This is a genomic window from Mesorhizobium sp. ES1-4, from assembly GCF_020164745.1.
Classification (GTDB): Bacteria; Pseudomonadota; Alphaproteobacteria; order Rhizobiales; family Rhizobiaceae; genus Mesorhizobium.
The window spans coordinates 96,745-112,537 of the sequence record NZ_JAIUGV010000014.1 but is presented as its reverse complement, the minus strand read 5'-3'; the positions used below and the strand labels follow the sequence as shown (position 1 = coordinate 112,537).

General features: G+C 59.9%; 18 protein-coding genes and 1 pseudogene. 5 read left to right on the top strand and 14 right to left on the bottom strand.

The genetic code is table 11. From position 1 onward, the window contains the following. Nucleotides 1-5: 5 nt before the first annotated feature. Nucleotides 6-480, top strand: a pseudogene (locus LB556_RS24350) (glutamine synthetase); the annotation flags it as partial. A 225-nt stretch (nucleotides 481-705) separates the two neighbouring features. Here LB556_RS24350 and LB556_RS24345 read toward each other — a convergent pair. The 5 genes from LB556_RS24345 to LB556_RS24325 form a co-directional block, all read right to left on the bottom strand. Continuing rightward, a complete protein-coding gene (locus LB556_RS24345) occupies nucleotides 706-1,491 on the bottom strand; it encodes a GGDEF domain-containing protein (protein ID WP_224570135.1) in 786 nt (261 codons plus the stop codon). A 1,040-nt stretch (nucleotides 1,492-2,531) separates the two neighbouring features. Continuing rightward, complete coding sequence (locus LB556_RS24340) at nucleotides 2,532-3,029, bottom strand: hypothetical protein (protein WP_224570134.1); 498 nt, start codon at nucleotides 3,027-3,029, stop codon at nucleotides 2,532-2,534. 118 nt (nucleotides 3,030-3,147) lie between these two features. Further along, entirely contained in the window at nucleotides 3,148-3,633 is a 486-nt protein-coding gene (locus LB556_RS24335) for a hypothetical protein (protein WP_224570133.1), read from the bottom strand. Next, nucleotides 3,630-4,427, bottom strand: coding sequence for a PP2C family serine/threonine-protein phosphatase (locus tag LB556_RS24330; protein WP_224570132.1), 798 nt, complete (start codon nucleotides 4,425-4,427; stop codon nucleotides 3,630-3,632). The genes LB556_RS24335 and LB556_RS24330 overlap by 4 nt, the downstream gene beginning before the upstream one ends. After that, nucleotides 4,427-5,095, bottom strand: a complete 669-nt coding sequence (locus LB556_RS24325) for a vWA domain-containing protein (protein ID WP_135921462.1) — start codon at nucleotides 5,093-5,095, stop codon at nucleotides 4,427-4,429. Before LB556_RS24325 ends, LB556_RS24330 begins: the two co-directional genes overlap by 1 nt. 250 nt (nucleotides 5,096-5,345) lie before the next feature. On the opposite strand from LB556_RS24325, the gene LB556_RS24320 reads away from it, so the two are divergent. Further along, nucleotides 5,346-5,957: an SH3 domain-containing protein gene (locus LB556_RS24320; protein WP_224570131.1), complete on the top strand. Its 612-nt coding sequence runs from the start codon at nucleotides 5,346-5,348 to the stop codon at nucleotides 5,955-5,957. Here LB556_RS24320 and LB556_RS24315 read toward each other — a convergent pair. The 6 genes from LB556_RS24315 to LB556_RS31725 all read right to left on the bottom strand — a co-directional run bounded on the left by LB556_RS24315 (nucleotide 5,948) and on the right by LB556_RS31725 (nucleotide 10,597). Next, the gene (locus LB556_RS24315) at nucleotides 5,948-6,751 is read right to left on the bottom strand and encodes a DUF4236 domain-containing protein (protein ID WP_224570130.1); all 804 of its coding nucleotides are present in this window, start codon (nucleotides 6,749-6,751) and stop codon (nucleotides 5,948-5,950) included. The two genes, LB556_RS24320 and LB556_RS24315, sit on opposite strands and share 10 nt — an antisense overlap. 357 nt (nucleotides 6,752-7,108) lie before the next feature. After that, a complete protein-coding gene (locus LB556_RS24310; protein ID WP_224570129.1) occupies nucleotides 7,109-8,005 on the bottom strand; it encodes an SDH family Clp fold serine proteinase in 897 nt (298 codons plus the stop codon). Continuing rightward, entirely contained in the window at nucleotides 8,002-8,337 is a 336-nt protein-coding gene (locus LB556_RS24305) for a DUF6527 family protein (protein WP_224570128.1), read from the bottom strand. The genes LB556_RS24310 and LB556_RS24305 overlap by 4 nt, the downstream gene beginning before the upstream one ends. Then, entirely contained in the window at nucleotides 8,334-9,719 is a 1,386-nt protein-coding gene (locus LB556_RS24300) for a ThiF family adenylyltransferase (protein ID WP_224570127.1), read from the bottom strand. Before LB556_RS24300 ends, LB556_RS24305 begins: the two co-directional genes overlap by 4 nt. Continuing rightward, nucleotides 9,716-10,105 carry an E2/UBC family protein gene (locus LB556_RS24295; protein WP_224570126.1) on the bottom strand — a complete coding sequence of 130 codons (390 nt, stop codon included), beginning with the start codon at nucleotides 10,103-10,105 and terminating at the stop codon, nucleotides 9,716-9,718. Before LB556_RS24295 ends, LB556_RS24300 begins: the two co-directional genes overlap by 4 nt. 12 nt (nucleotides 10,106-10,117) lie before the next feature. Further along, nucleotides 10,118-10,597: a multiubiquitin domain-containing protein gene (locus LB556_RS31725; protein ID WP_263485466.1), complete on the bottom strand. Its 480-nt coding sequence runs from the start codon at nucleotides 10,595-10,597 to the stop codon at nucleotides 10,118-10,120. Between LB556_RS31725 and LB556_RS32085 the strand changes: the two genes are divergently transcribed. Genes LB556_RS32085 through LB556_RS24275 form a run of 3 tightly spaced genes read left to right on the top strand, consistent with a single transcriptional unit; the run spans nucleotide 10,535 to nucleotide 11,499 of the window. Then, nucleotides 10,535-10,681, top strand: a complete 147-nt coding sequence (locus LB556_RS32085) for a hypothetical protein (RefSeq protein WP_246462373.1) — start codon at nucleotides 10,535-10,537, stop codon at nucleotides 10,679-10,681. The two genes, LB556_RS31725 and LB556_RS32085, sit on opposite strands and share 63 nt — an antisense overlap. A 33-nt stretch (nucleotides 10,682-10,714) precedes the next feature. Further along, complete coding sequence (locus LB556_RS24280; RefSeq protein WP_224570124.1) at nucleotides 10,715-10,924, top strand: hypothetical protein; 210 nt, start codon at nucleotides 10,715-10,717, stop codon at nucleotides 10,922-10,924. Continuing rightward, nucleotides 10,924-11,499: a Fic/DOC family protein gene (locus LB556_RS24275; RefSeq protein WP_224570123.1), complete on the top strand. Its 576-nt coding sequence runs from the start codon at nucleotides 10,924-10,926 to the stop codon at nucleotides 11,497-11,499. The genes LB556_RS24280 and LB556_RS24275 overlap by 1 nt, the downstream gene beginning before the upstream one ends. A gap of 189 nt (nucleotides 11,500-11,688) precedes the next feature. On the opposite strand, the gene LB556_RS24270 is transcribed toward LB556_RS24275, so the two are convergent. Genes LB556_RS24270 through LB556_RS24260 form a run of 3 tightly spaced genes read right to left on the bottom strand, consistent with a single transcriptional unit; the run spans nucleotide 11,689 to nucleotide 15,677 of the window. Then, complete coding sequence (locus tag LB556_RS24270; RefSeq protein WP_224570122.1) at nucleotides 11,689-13,920, bottom strand: zeta toxin family protein; 2,232 nt, start codon at nucleotides 13,918-13,920, stop codon at nucleotides 11,689-11,691. Nucleotides 13,921-13,944: 24 nt separating this feature from the next. After that, nucleotides 13,945-14,718 (bottom strand): SMC-Scp complex subunit ScpB, encoded by a 774-nt coding sequence (scpB, locus tag LB556_RS24265; RefSeq protein ID WP_224570121.1) that lies wholly within the window; start codon nucleotides 14,716-14,718, stop codon nucleotides 13,945-13,947. Nucleotides 14,719-14,720: 2 nt separating this feature from the next. Then, on the bottom strand, nucleotides 14,721-15,677 hold the full coding sequence (locus LB556_RS24260) for a DUF1403 family protein (RefSeq protein WP_224570120.1): 957 nt from the start codon (nucleotides 15,675-15,677) through the stop codon (nucleotides 14,721-14,723). Nucleotides 15,678-15,793 lie beyond the last annotated feature (116 nt).

Genomic DNA, 15,793 nt, shown 5'->3' with positions numbered 1-15,793 from the left:
ATACGACCTGGGATCCGAAGGGCAAGAACGAGCTATCGAAATCCGCTGGGACACTTCGTCGCCCGCATCCTGAAGTACCTGGACGCGATCATCGCAATAACGGCGCCAAGCGTGGTCTCCTATCTGCGGCTGACACCACATCGTTGGAGCGCTGCCTTCAACAATCTGAGCTTCCGCGACCGCGAAGCCTCAGAGTGCATTTGCCCTGTGTCTGACATGAGAGACATTGCCAAGGGCGCTCAATTCAACTTCGCGTTCCGCGCAGCCGACGCCACGGCAAGCCCGCACTTGCAATTGGCAGCCATAGTCCATTCCGGCGCCCAGGGAATTGAAGAAGAACTGCCTACGCCCAATGCGACCACCGAAGATCTTTCGCTCCTTTATGCCTCTGCACTGGCAAGCCGAAACTATGTAAGGTTGCCAACAACCCTAGCCGATGTTCTTGAACGCTTTTGGACCAATCCAACCGTGGCTGGATGGTTGACCAACAAGGCGCCTATACTCTGCGCAAATCGCTTAATGCCAATCCAGAATTAACTGTCATTGAGGCCATTGGTAAACCCGGTTTAAGATCGGAAACCCCTGCCCTCAGCCAGAAAACCCTCCTGATTTCAATCTCATAGGCCACCCACCAGCGACCCATAATTCCGGACTGGTAAACCCCGCGAAATGCCAGATATTTCCGGACATTACAGCGGGGGCAAGCTATGGTGTCACGACTCGCAATCTGGTCGCTTCACAGTCGAACGAAACGCGGTTCCGGCCACGCTGTTTTGCTTCAAAAAGGCATCGTTCCGCTGTGCGAAGAATATCCTGAGTATCTGCATTGGGAGGAATTTCCGCACCCCCGATGCTGGCAGTCACCTTTACATCGTCCTGTTGCCCTTTGATCCAGGGCATCCCTTCGATAAGACGGCGGATGTTCTCCGCAATGGTCATTGCCTGCTCTTTGTGCACTCCTCGCAGCAGCACCCCGAACTCTTCGCCACCAAGGCGCCCAATTGAATCACCAGGGCGCGTTAGATAGACAAGCGCTTTTGCTATTCGAACCAAGGCCTCGTCACCTTTGGAATATCCGTGCTTGTCATTAAACAAGGAGAAGTGATCCGGGTCGACAAGAAGAAGCGTGTCGTATTCACCCTCATCGCGCTTCCTGTCCATCCTTGCCATGAATCCGCCGCGGCTAAGAAGCCCCGTCATCGGGTCGTGGCTGGTGACGAACGCCAGCCTGTCGTGGGTCTCTCTCAGGGCCGCATAGGACTTCTCCAACTTGTCACATGTGTCCTGGATCGTTTCCGACTGGGCGAAGATGTAGGCGCCGACGGGCATTCCAATCAGGATGGGAATGAGGGTGCATTCCACCCAACTCAGCCAATCGATCGGCATGTCCAAGGCGATTCTTGCCGTGAACGACAGACCAAACGTCGCGACGATTGCAATTATCGTCACGACTATCGATTTGCCAAGAATACGCTTTGCGCGAGGCGTCATGTTCTTTCTTTGAAGATTGACACTGTTTCTTTAGATAGAGGCTATGAAAGAGCCGTTACCAAGTCAATTAAGATTATTCTGAAACTAGAGGGGCGAGGAAAGGTCGCCGTCGTCTGAGGTCGGGAGAGCGTGCAAACGTAAAACAGCGCGGAGAATTTTAGCAACGGTTAAAATGCGAGTTTTTCGAATCTGCCGGTGTTAGTTTTCGGATGCTACTCCGTGCTGCATGGATGGTGATCGTTGAATATGCGCGGCCTAGGCTGGATTAGAGAAATACGATTGACGGAGGCATCAGCAGATGCGCGATCGGATAGCCTTGCTTGAATCCGAATTGATCAATGCGGCTGGTTCCAAAGGCAAATCCAATCTGCTTAACGTAGGTCACCAGCTTCGTTCGCAAAAGGCTAGGTTGGAACGCTTGGAACAATGCATAGCCTGGATGCCGAAACGGCTCTGACACCGCGCGCTATACCGATCCAAGGAAATCGCTCGCAGATTTTGGCGATGCCGGCACGTTCAACGCAATCTGAGGCCGTGAAGAGGATGGCGGTTTCTGGAAATCTATCTTCAAAGTCCAGTGTGGCGTCCAGAATTATCTGTCGCAGTCCGGAATTAAGTCAGGACGTCGCTATTGCGCGCACGTTACCTACGCTGAGATTCTGACGCCATCTGTCTCAACGGATTGTGGGGGAAGTACAGAGCTGAGTCTTGGTCGATAGGGCTGCTGCTTCGGTTTACCAATCCTGGGGGTCTTGGGTTGACCAATCCGCTGCTGACCGTAAGCGGGTTGACCAATAAAGGCGCTTAAATTCCACGCTAATCCAACCACTTAACGCCCGTCCAGAATTAGCTGCCATTGAGGCCATTGGTAAACCTGGTCCTTGGAACCCCTATCCTCGGCCTGAAAACCCTTTTGTTTTCAATGGCATAGGCCGGACACCCGAGGCCCTTAATTCCGGACTGGTAAACCCCATGAAATGCCAAACAATTCCGGACATCATACCAGTGTGCCGTCCGGAATTATCTGTCGCCGTCCGGAATTAAGCCGGGCCGCGGAGGTCGTCTGCGGCGGCGTTTCGGCGCTCGTGCAGAAGCCTGAGCACATCGCCGCCGCACGACATGCCGCGAAGCGTGGTCTCTATCCGGGGAAGACGAATGCTGCCGAGGCCGCTGGTATCGGCAGCGCAATTCTGGAGGAGATGGCAAAGCGCGCGAAGTGAGGTGTTTTGCCCGTAGGTGGCGATTGCCTCGTAGGCGTCGGCTCCCTCAACGTTGTGTTCGGCGCCAATCCTCACGCAGTCCTCCCGCGTCGGCTGCCCGATCTCGAAACGCATGCCGATACGGCTTTCGATCTGATCCACAGCGTGGGTATCACGCCTCGTGCCCGCTAACCGATGAGTGTTGCCGGCGAGCAGTAAAGCGAAGCCGCAGCGCTCCTGAAGATGCAGCAGCTCCCGCAAAACAGTGGGTGTGAAGTTCTGATATTCGTCCACCAACAACGGACGCGTCGGGCCGTATCGGGCGCCCAAAAAATTCATGCAATCCTTCGCAAGATCGTATGTGTGCTTGCTGTCCCTTTGGACGCCGTATGCTACATCGCGAACGTGTAGGCTATTTGAAGATCGTCCGAGACCACCTGCGGAGGCAATATCAATGTCAGTCCCCGGCAAGAAGATTAAGCGCTGCAATAGCGCTCCGCCGAGAGGTGCGAGCGCCGCTCGCTCGATGAGGGTTGTCGTGAACGGCCGCAAATGCCCTCGCGGTGTTTGCTGCCACACGTGTCAGAAATCGCCAATCAACCCGCTGAAAGTCAGTTCTGCGGCTTTTGGGGCTGTAGAGCTGATGGATGCTCTTGCGCCCGCTGATCTTCGGCATAATCAGCCCGATGGGCTTGCTGTCCTTGGAACAGACGAGCCCCGTCGGCCAGGCCGTTAGCTTTTCGAGTGAATCGGTCTTGATCTTGCCCATCGCACGGATCTTGTCGATCCTCTGCTGCTCGAGCGGCCGGTGGTAGATTTTGGCGACATGGTTCTTGTGTGCAGCTAGGTCGTAGACGGCGCCCTCGCCGCCCTGGCCGACGATTTCGCCAAGCTTGAGGACTTCCCCTCGCAGGGTGAACACCTCGCGGACCTTGGCATTCATTTTGCGGCCACCATCGCTTCAGCTGGCGATCTCGTGGCCAGGATCAACGACTTGTCATCATCGGTCCTCTCGCAAATCTGCGGCGAAAGCAGATAAGCCCTCAGCCCATCCGACAGCGTGGAATCCTCGCCCGCCGCCGCCGATCGTCTGACAGCCGGGAACATCGTATCGAAGAAAGGCTGATGAACGCTGCGCGAAGCCTGATGCAAGACGAGGTTCTCGATACCGTCCGAGAACAGCGCGACCTCATCAATGCGCCGCGGCGCGAACTCGAATTCGAGGACATCTGCGACATTTGACGACGTGACGAAGTTGGTCGTATTGGCAAACTCGCCGTGCTGCGGCCAGAACACGTAGGACCATCCGTCTTCACTGCCATGCGAAACAACCATCGCGCCGTCACCGACCTGAAAGAACACGGTGCTTGTGGGGCCGAGGATGGCAACCAGCAGCGTGCATGCATAATCGCGCACCTCGTGCCCGAGGGCGCGAGCATGAGCGGCGATGCGCTCGGCAATTTCGGTCACCCAGCCCAACGCTTTTGGCCGGTCGATCTGATCGAGCGCCCCGTTCTCTGTGAAGTGCACGAAAATGAGCTCCAGCAGGTTCTGCCCGGCTAGCCAAGACCCAACCTCCGAGTGCGCCGCACTGCCAGCGCCGTCGCAGACAGCGGCCGCGAGGATTGGACCTTCCCTGCCCTCGATCAGGGCATGGACCGAATTATCCTGACAGGGCTTGCCGGCCGTGACATGCGAAGTGCCGATGGCGCTAGCCGACGCTATGCGCCAAGACATCACACCTCGGCCCAACCTGCGGGAGATTGGAGCGCCACGGTCTGTCCGACCTGCGACTGCGAGACGCCCGACAGCGATGCGGAGAGCCATGAGAACAGCTCGCGGAATTTGAGGCCACTTAGCTTGAGCGGCTGGCGTGTGGAGAGCTTGGCAAGGATGTCCATGTTGGCACCCTCGACGCCAACGGCGAAGAACGAAAACGCCTTTGCCGCCTCGCCGGATTTGACCGCGTGTTCGGCAGCAACGATGCTGTCCGTGGGCGCGCCGTCCGTCATCAGAAAGACCCAGGGGCGGTAATAGGAGATGCCGTTCGCGCGGTACTCATCTTTCCGACGTCGCAACATCTCGAGGCCTTGCTCGATCGCCGCACCCATTGGGGTGTCGCCACTGGTCGCCAGCGTGCTGGGCGTGAATAGGTCAGCGGTCTGGAAAGGCGCGACGATGTTGACCGGTCCGAAGGTGACGATGGCGACCTCGACGCGTTTCATCGCCAGGCTGTCGGCCGCGAGCTCGTCCTTGAACGCGACAAGGCCCTGGTTCAGCGCGTCGATCGGCGCTCCGTTCATGGAATAGGACGTGTCGAGCAGAAGGAGGCATGGACAGCGAGGTTCTGGGTTATCCGCGAACTCTGCAGCCCCAAATGGTATCTGATCAAACTGGTTGGACATTTTACTCGCCTTTTCGCCAAAATATCGCTTCCCGCAAGCCCGGGTCTTCCGGCATTCGGCAGGTAGCGTCCAAAATTATTGAAACCGGAATTGCAAAGCGCGTCGAGGCGCTTGCCCGCCCCAATTTTCAATCCCCTTCCCTATCTAAAGATGCTCGGTTTCTGCTGTCAATTGACTTGAGATTTCGCCACCCAAAAGTCGATTCGACTTTCGCGGACTGCTCTGTTTTGTATTGTGCAGGGAGGGTGAAATGGTCAGCCAACAACGGATCGGCTGGGGCATCGCGGTTTTCTGCGCTATCGGGTGGGCCATGTCGAGCATCGACGCCCGATCGCCACCCCCCGCCCCGCCCGCGGTGCCTGCGGCAACCACCGCCGCGGTGCCTGAGGTACAGCCGAGCAACAGCTCGATTTCCTATGCAAAGCCCGACGCAGTGGCTGCCCAGGAGCCCAACCCCGCCACGTTGGTTCGCTGGCTGTACACCACCAAAAAAGTCCGTGTCAGGGTCGCGCCGGACACCGGGGCGCGTATCATCACCACACTTCCGCTGGGCGACCTGGTCCAGACCAACGGTCAACAAGGCGACTGGTACAACGTGACGGTCTCCGCACGGATCGGATGGATCCATGGCGACTACCTCAGCCAGGCAAAGCCAGTCGAACTGACTTCGACCACACCGGTCGCGCCAGCGGCTGCATCAGATGACGGCACGGTTTCGGAGCATGCCTCGGGCGATCCTGTCAGAGACGCCGTGGTCGGCAGATGCGATTGCCCATACGACCTGATGCGAAACGGGCGTTTGTGCGGGGGTCGGAGCGCTTACAGCAGGCCAGGCGGCAGAAGCCCGGTGTGCTACTGGTAGGAGGGCTGCGCCGCCAGCAGCGAGCGGTTGATCCACCCCAATGTGACTTCGTCCTTGCTGACCCGGGCCCAACGACCATTGATTTCGACCACTGTCAAAGTGGTGCCCGCCGGAACCTGACTCATCACAGCGCCGGCCATGGAAGGATCCGAACGGATATTCGCGTTCCTGGTCGCGACTGCCGTTGGGAATTGCTCGCCTGGCGGCTGCTCGACCGCTACCGAGGAACCCAGATCGGTTCCCGATGACGTGCTTGGCCTTTTCAGATCAGCAGCGGAGGTGGGCGAGCTATCGCCAACAGGAGCGTCCTGCTTAACCGGCCCTTTGGCTGCTTCCACATCTGGCGGCGGATTCGAAGGGCTGATGTCGCGGCTTGCCGGCGGCAGAGGTTGGGTCGGCACCGGTTCCTGGCGGTGGGTTCGGGGGGCCAATGTCAGGTTTGGCGCAGCCCCGGATTTTGTGTCGGAATTCTGTGCTATCAAGGCCGCTCCCACACCGACGACGACAATAACGAGCAAGGAGACTTGGGCCGCACGGCTCCCCCTGGCGGCGTGGTAGATCAGGGCCAGGAGTGCTGCGATCAACAAACCCAGAAAAAGAGCTGATTTGCCGCTGCGCTTGGAAGAATAGGACATGCCCGAACCGGGAAGACCAACCGTGCTCTGAATGCCGCCACGGCCCATGTTCAAGGTGGAGCCGGGTCTCCCAAAGGAGGCACTGCTGAGCCCTTTCCCGGTGACGTTCAGGCGAACACCGGGAATAAGCCTCAATGACTTTCTGTATCTAAACCCCACTGCGCCCCCGCGCGTACTTTGAAGCGAACATTAGCGTTGGGGCACTTGCGAAGCAACTTCCGTTTCATAGAACTCGAGGCCAAGTAGTCTATCGATTTGAAAGTTAGGTTCCCCTTACCGTGGCTTGGCCGCAACAGCGTCCACTCTGGCAATGCCTGGAACCTGAGGCGCCCCGACGTCGGTCTGCTGCACCGGCAATGGTATGTCCTGCTGCGCAAAGGTCCGCACGGCCGGAACGAATGCGTAGGTGTGAAACAGCCGGGCCATGTCGCCCTACCGCCCACTCCAGTCCGTCGCGCTCGGCCTGCCACAAGCCACAGGTTGCGACGGCCAGCGCATCACATGGGCTTTGCCACCCTAAAGCAGCAGCGACACATAATTCGATTCGAAAATCCGTTGCTCGCTCTCGATAGCCAGACGCAAATGGCAGTAGAGCGCCCAATATTTGCGCCAGACCACGTCGGTTGCTGGTATGTATTCGACCGTCAAACCGATCTCGGTCGCGGCTTCCCAGCCGATCATCTGAGCATGCGACTGATATTTGGCGACGTCCATCAATTCGGTGGTGATTTTCGAGAAATTCTTGCCCCTCCGTTTGAGCAGATTCTCGGCGAAGGACCGCGCCCGGTCCCTGACCGACTGGAACTTGCGCACGATCGTGGGGTCGAATTTTTCGAAGGTGATCCTATCCGCAAGATCGCCGGGTGCTTCGCGAAGCGCCTTTTTTGCCGCGTCATAGGCGTTCAGATAGGTCAAAACGGAATAAACTACGTCGGAGCCGTTGCCATCCTTGGATGAGACCTGAGGATCGATCGGTCCGAGCTCCGACGAGTCGCTCATGACGATCGTGTTGGCGCCGAGCGCCATTAATGTTCCGGCACTCTTGGCATAATCAGGTACGATGACCCTTAGTTGCCCATCCTCGCCGGCCGCGCTCCTGACCAGCGTAATTAGCTTTTCGGCTGCATCAATGTCGCCGCCGGGCGTATGCAGCAGGAGATCGATGGGGTCGCCCGGATTGATGTTGTGAAGCATGTCGACGAAGCCAAGCGTATCGATGCGGTCGACGGCGGCCTTGTTGCCTGCGACGTAGCAGATCAATTTGGGCTGGTCCCTTTCGATGTCGCGGATGAGTGTTTGGCGTTGATAGCGCGCCGCATTCATCGCCGTGTACATGGGTGTCTTTTCGATCGCACGCGGCGGCTGCGGCGTAATTGGTTGCGGCTCTTCGGCTGCTTCTCCGCTATCGTTCATCGGTCGCTATCCTTAGCCCAGGCAATCCTGCCGTTACGAATGAAGTAATGACACCGTCGTTGACTTCCTTTGAAATCCACACTTGGAGAAATGGTTAGTCGAACGACTTGGTTCAACGTCCAGTGGGGCCGCCGACTTGGATCGGCGTTGAGCATAATCCGATGTCCAGTTCGACAAGGGCAATCAAAGACGATCCACTTCGTTCGATTGACGTCGCCAATGAGCGCGACACCGTTGCGCGGCAACCTGTCCGGCACCTCGTCGGCCGACTCGGCCGCACCGACCACGCGCCAGCGCCAGATCGGAAGCCATTGCCACCAGGAAATCTTCATGCCGTGCCCCACAACTGGCCTAGGAACGGCTCCTCATCGCCCGCCCCCCACTTGCCCTGGGCCACATCGCAATAGTGGCCCTGGCGCGGTAGGGCCTCATTGGTCGAGATCTCGCGTTCGTGAAGCCTCAGCAGCGTCTCGGTCGGCCGCTCAGAGGGACCGTAGCCGATCAGGCGATCGAGCAGTTCGTTGACTGCGGCGGCGGCGACGGCGGTCGTGAAGGCAACGACCGCCGGTTCGACCTGGCCTAAGGCCGGCGCGTAGCCCTCGTCTGCCAATCGCTGCCGCTCCTCGGGCGTGCGCATCTCGGCGGCCGCACGTGCCATATCGATCCGACCGCGGCAGACGAGGCAGGCCGCGCCGGCCGTTAGCGTCGTTATTCGGCCGTCAATGCCGGTCAACACCCCTCTACGATCGCTGCTGAGCAAAACGCCCACGTCAATCACCGGGGTCAACAAGAAGGTCGACAGTCGCGACAAGACGAGCCGGCCTGCGTTGTCATCGGTACAGCCGAAGACGAGATCGCTTGCCCGAAGGGCCTGGGCAACATGCTTGACCGTCACCATGCCCTGGATTGTTGAACAGCGAAGTTCGGGAGCGATCCGCGTCAGATGCGCCGCCAGCACGTCCACCTTCGGCTGGCCGACTTCCCGCGGTGTCGAGCCATACACGCGAGTTACGTTGCTCGCCGACAGGGTATCGTTGTCGATCAGTTGGAGATGTCTCACGCCGAGCCGAACAAGCTGTTCCGCGACGGCCGACCCGGTGCCGCCGGCCCCGACAATGGTAACCCGAATATCGCCGAGCACACCTTGAATATCGGGGCCAAAAGCGCGCACATTGCGATCGAAGATCGCGTCTGGCTTCGCGACTTGGCTCGCGAGACTCGGCAGAAGGCGCCAGCGATCGCCGACGATCCACACGCGATCAATCGGCGCCGTCTCGCCGTCTTCAGGCGTGACCTCGCCGCTAAAGACAAAGTTCTCGCCACGCGGTGACGCTATCAGCGTCGCGTATACGCCAGAGCCGCTGCGCAATTGAAAGAGATCACCTATTTCCCGGTCGACCTGTCGGTCGTGGGGGCTCGGCAGGGGAACGCCCTCCTGGCCGGGATGGGTGTGAAACCAGATCGGGACCGCACCGTCTTTTTCGGCAGTGCCGAGCGCGCCGACATAGCCTTCGGAGCGGATCAGCATGTGGTGCGAACTCTGCTCGCAATAGGCCGCCTGCGGCACCCAATGCAGCGATCGCCCAAGAAGACGAACCTCGGCGCCGGTGTCGACACGCCGCGCAAGAAGGACCGCAGCGCATTCAATCGGGTTGCGCGAGGCTGTCGCGATCTCATCGGCGAGCGAGCCCGGAAGGACCAAGGTGGTGATCATGCAGCGCGCGCCCTCCCGGCAGCGTCAAGTTCCTTCCTGACGAGGGTCAGATAGCTTTCGAGCGAGTCGATGCCGGACCGCCATTGTCCGGCTTGAAAGTGGCGCGACCAACGCTGCCACGTACGGCCGAGATAGGCCTCCTGCGACTGGGTCGCCTCGATCACCTGCCCATCCGTGCGGTGCACCGCTGGCTCAAACCACCACATGTCCGGCGCAACATCCGGGTACCCGGGCGAGAGCCGCAGCAGGAGATCGGCTGCGACAGCCGTGAATCCCGACGGCAGCGGGAAGGATGGGATTATGATAGCGATCATGCCGCCATCGAGCGAAACGCTATGGCCCGGCACCCGCGCCTGCAGATAGTCCTGGTCGACCGCTGGCAGCATCGTCGCCTTCCCTCATCCACGGCCAGGATTGATCTGCGCCGGCGCCGTGAACAAGCGCAGACCATTGCGCATCTCGACCTTCGCGTCAGCCTCGATCTTTACGTCGGATCCGCCCGGCACAACCTCGAAGAGATCGCGATCCGGCCCAATGTTGGGCTCAGGCAACTGCCGCAACTGCGCTCCCGTCAGAATCGCCTCGGAGACCTTGTAGTTCATGCGATCTATCTTGATCTCGAACATCTTGGGACGGTCAGGGCGCCCGTGCTCGTCATTCTGAATTTCGCTCATCGTCACCTCCGTAATTTGATACCGTGATACCACGATACCAAGGTGGTTGACAAGAGGCATGTTTTGGTGCAAAACAGCGCCATGAAACAAGCTAAAGCGATGACTGTTCGCCTCTCCGAAGAGCAGGCTCAGGCCCTTGAGATGGTCGCCAGCGTTGAAAATCGGCCCGTGTCCGATATTATTCGGGCAGCGATAACCACTCATATTGAGACCCGCAGACGTGACCCAAGCTTTCAAGCCGGGCTCAAGGACCGCATTTCACAGGCGCGTAAGCTGCTCGACCGCTAGTTGGTCAGTGTCGCCTTCGATGACAGGGGAAGCATGAAGAAATCCACCAAGGGTCTGACGCCTAGCGCGCCAAGCCATATCCTCGGACAGCGCACATTCGCGGCGATCACAGCCGTCGAAGGCATCAACTTGAGCGCGGCCAGCCGCAAGCGTCTTGCGGATTTAAAGAAGCGCAAGCTTTCGCCTGACGATCAGCGGGCCGAGATCATCCGCGCTTATCTGGACGCCAAGTCCCGCGGGTGATGTCGGTCGGTTACGACGCCTTCGACGATCCCTACGCCTATAAAGGTACCACAATCCTAAAGAACAAGCTTGGCTTGCGGGATCCCGCATTGCTCGAGGCCTTTGAGCTTGAAATGACAACGCTGCGCGCTGGCGAGCCGCTACCGCGCGGTCGTTATGACCCGAGCCACTATCGCCGCGTCCATTACCACCTGTTCCAGGATGTCTACAGCTGGGCTGGCAAGTACCGCACGGTGCGAACTGCGAAGGCGGGCAATCCGTTCTGCTTTCCGGAGTATATCGACGGCGAGATGAAGCGGCTTTTCAATGCGCTTCCCTCGGTGATCGGAGCGGAGACCGCTGAGGCTTTCGTGGCCCAGGCCGCCCATTTCCTAGGCGAGCTGAATGCGATCCATCCTTTCCGGGAAGGCAATGGCCGATCGCAACTGTCATTCATGGCGATGCTCGGCGAGCGCGCGGGACATCCCATGGATTTCAGTCGCGTCAGAAGAGAAACATTTTTGCCGGCGATGGTTGCGAGCTATGCGGGCGATCTCACCAGTTTGGTCCTGGAGCTTCGTGGTCTGCTCCTTTGAGATCTTGGGTGTGCGCCGTTCGAGTCCTTTTTCAAGACGGGCGTCTCGCGACGCGGCTAAAGCCGGGCTGAGGCACGTGCCTCCAAGCATCTTGACGGCATCGAGGCGGCGCCGCGGCCAGCGCGCAACAGGCGCCTGTCTCCTCGGCACCAAAGCAGCCATTCAAGCAGAGGGGCTCAGCTCTGCCTGCTAATCATCGACATCGTCGAAGATCGTACTGCTGTCTGCCGTAGCCGACGTCGCGGAGATACTTGCCGACGTTGTCGCCTGCGCCGACCATACGGAAGGTTCAGAGGAGGACCTGTCCTCCTCGAGCGTGCTGATATGTGTGCTGACTTCGGAATAGAAGGTATCGAGCAGCTCTGTCCGGCCCTCGGGGAAGAAGAAGGCCTCGGCCTTTTCCATGCTGTCCTTGAACTCCTCATAGAGACCGAGCTCGTTGTCTGAGGAGAAACGGTCGCGCAGGTCGTCGAGCAGGTTCCCGAGATTATTCAGCCATTCTTTGCGGAAGCGCGCCGCAAGGTCATCGAACTCCTCGTGAGTGAAGATCTGCCGGTACATATTGTTCGCAAACACATCAGTCCGCATCCAGGTGATCGTGTCATCGTCCACGCGTTCCACGATCCTCTCTCGGGCTGCTTCGGGCAGGAGACCGTATGAGTTGAGGGCCGCCAAGAGCACCAGACTGCCCGACGAAAGGTAGCTGGTATTTGTCGTTGCTGCCCATTCGAGTATGTCTGGCCGCGCAACGACGATCTTGCCGAGAAAGCCGTCACCCGCACGGGCCCCAAGGAACGATTTGAAACTCTCGTCGAGTGAACGATCCTGAAATCTCTCCAAGAGCACTGCAAACAGCGAGGCCGGGACGCGGACATGGGCATGTTCAGCAGTCAACGGTGCGCATACCACCTCGCGCATTAGCCGATCGACCTTGGCGCCATGCACATAAAGCTCGATCAGTTCGGGGGAGCGGGCAACTATCTCGGCGAATGCATCGGTCACGGTCGGATGTCGGAACACCCAGCGATCACCGTCGTCAGCAGAAAGGCGCCGCGTGAGGCTGTCATTCAAATGCTCCATTGCCATGGCGACAGCCGCCGGCTGCACGCCCAAGAGCCGCGTGACCATTTCGAGCGCCGGGTGCTGCCCGATCGGCGACGGCACGCCGCTTTCCGAATTGAGGAAAATCAATGCGATCGCGCCGAGCGATGGCGCATCGAGCTGTTCGAGCACTTCGGTCAGAAACTCGACCGGCTGCTCGACAAGCTCCTTCATCCGGCCCGAGCTCAGCTTCAGCTTGCTGATGAACAGCGGATCACCGAGCCGTCGTGCGGTTTCTGGCAGAAATGCTTTGTTGGCAGCGACAGCGGGCATAAACAGCTTCAGCCGCCGGCGCATTGCCTGAGGCTGGATCCGGCGGACGTGATTATAAAGCATCTGCGCGCGCTCATTATCGGTCAGCTCTTGGACATTTACGACGACCTGGCTCTCCTTGAACAAGCGGAACGCGCTCTGCTTTAGGTGGGGTCGGGCCGCTCCCCAGATATAGTTGCGGGACGTAAAGATGATCCGGGCGCCGCCCTCGATCGCCGCACGCATCGTGCCGAGTTCGGCATTCCACCGGCTCATCCGGTCCACGTCGAAGTGATTGGACCCGAAGGCGTCGTCAACCCATAGCAACTGCTTCTCGCCAGGATGCCAAAAGTGCAACTGGTCTGGCGCGTTGATCTTCACGGCGCCAATACAGCCGTCGTCGAGTGCGCCCAGCGCCAGGATCGCCGCGATCGTCGATTTGCCCGAGGCCGGATCACCCAGCAAGATGACGAAGCGATGCTCTTGGAGCGCCTTGACCGCCTGTCGATAGGCGTCGGTCGGCACGAAGCAGCTGAGATCGGATCCCATATTGTCGAGGATTGCCTTGGCCTGTTTATAGGCATGGTCGGTGATGACGTGCGAGAGGTCGCCGATCCCGTAGATGCGGGGCACCAGCATGCGCAAACGCACACTCTGGTCGAGCTGTTGCTGGATCCACGAGCCGCCAAATACCTGACATCGCTTAACGCCAGCCGCCTCGAAGGCGGCACAAATCTCCTTGTCCGCGTCACCCGAGACGCCGGCATTGGTCAGGATCACATAATCCTCAGCGAGCCCGTTCTGAGCCAGCAGCACTGCCTTTGGCAGCTCGCTCTTGAGGTTGGCCAACGTCAGGTTGGCGCCCGGCTTCCCCTTGTACTTGCACTGGAGCGTCGACTTGACCGGCTGGCCGTCGTCACCGGTCCAAGTCCCAAGAAACGCTCCATCTCGACCTCCATCGTTCGACCCCAGGAAGGTCTGCACCGGGCGTTTCAGGATCTCGGCCGCAACGGCTGTGGCGAGATCCTGAAAGGCTTTCCAGCCCAATTTTGTCAGATCAAACGTCATCGCTGTGTTTCGCCTGGCGCAGGATCAATCATCCTGGTGTTGGATTGGGACCTGTCCCTGGGGACGAGATCCAGAGACCACCGCTGACGGCATTCCATTTTCAACGACCTCTGTCTTTGACTCTTCCCCGTCGCTCTCCCCGTTCGCCAATCCGGTCGGAATATCCCGGGCCACCAGCTTCTCCTTCGACAGCAGCCCGGCGTCCTCGAGTGCCTCGAAATCCGGCAGCTGGCGCAGCGTGTCGAGCCCGAACTGCGACAGAAAATTCTTCGTCGTCACATAGGTGTAGGGCGCGCCTTGAGTGGGGCTGCGCGGCCCCGACGCGATCAGCTCCTGCCCGCGCAGCACGCCGATCAGGTCGCGTGACACCTCCTTGCCGAAAAAGCTCGACAGCTCGCCACGCGTGATCGGCTGGAAATAGGCAATGCACATCAAGACAAGCGCCTCCGCCTGCGATAATTCCTTCGCCTCCTGGCCGGCTGAGCCGAATGCACTGCGGATAACGTCGGCAAAGGCTTTTTTGGTCCGGTGCTGCCAGCCGCCGGCGACCGCGACCAGCTCGTAGGGGCGGCCGGCGAGCTCGGCGCGGATGTCGTCGATGACCAGCTCGAGATTGCAGTTTTTGCCGACCACGCGCGCGAGGACACTACGTGTCACCGGTTCGCTTGCTGCAAAGATCACCGCTTCGACCCGGCCCATCCACTCGCGCCAGCGCAGTTCCGACGGCAGGTGCTCGAGCTCGGTGTCAAGCAGTGCCGGCTGATCGCTTGGCTTGCGGCGGGCGGAGGCTTCGCTCATCGCTACAGCCCAAACAGCCGGAAAGAGGAACGGCCAGACAGCTCGCGCACCGCCTCGAGCTGTTGCAGCCGCTCGAACAGGCGCCGTGCGGCGAAACGCGACAGGCTTTTCGTCGTCAGCGAACCGGAGACGGCGTCTTCGTTGAGCAGCAGAAAAATCACGTCGCCGGCGCCTTTGGCACGCAGTTTCGGCGCCACCGTCAGGAGCTTTTCGGCGCGGCGCGACAGCTCCGCAGCCAGCCGACAGGCATCGGCCGCCGCTTGAACCAGCGCCAGGCAGACCGCCCGTTCAAAACCTTCTTCCCCGGGTCGGATGCGCTTGCCGCCGCCGGCCTCGGCGCGGAAGACTGGTCCATAAGTCTGCGCCATCAACAGCGGCAGCGGCCGTGGCCAGCGCAGGCTTTGCGCCAGCACCAGGTCGGCGAGCCACCAGGCCAAAAGCTCGGCATCGGGCCGTACCGCGACGACGCGGGCGACGATCGCGGCCGCGGCGAACGGCGCCGACTTGCCGGCGCGGACCTGATCGTCGATCGCCGCACAAAGATCTGAGAGAGCTTCGTCATCAAAGGCTAGCCCGAGCATCTCAACCACCTTGGCCATCTGTTCCGCGCTGGCCACGGGCGATCGCAGCGTCAGCTGCCGCCACACACCAAAAATAGCGCCGGCGGGGCCGGGATCGGCGCCGGTCGAGCACAGATGCCAGGCATCGCGCAGCGCGGCTTCGTCCTCGGCGCGGCCGGCCAGTCGCATGCTGGCGGCGGCACAGCGAAGTGCCAGCCGCTGGCGCCACGCGCCGGCCCAGCCCGGCTGCGCGCGGGCGAGGCTGTCGAGCGCACCCAGGGCGGCGCCGGCCTGGAAGGCTGCATCGGCGTCGCTCGGCGCGCCGCCAGTGGCCAGCGCCCAGGCCGGAACGATCGGTGGCGCGGTAGGGCTGGCGGTGGCGGGGTTGAGGCGAATCATGGTCTGGAGCGTAAAATACGGGTGCGCTTTATGCCATCGATTTCGCATCAAAACGCACAGGCTGTCGCCGAGCCATGACGAATGATAATGTTGCATTATCGTTCGTCATTACGTAG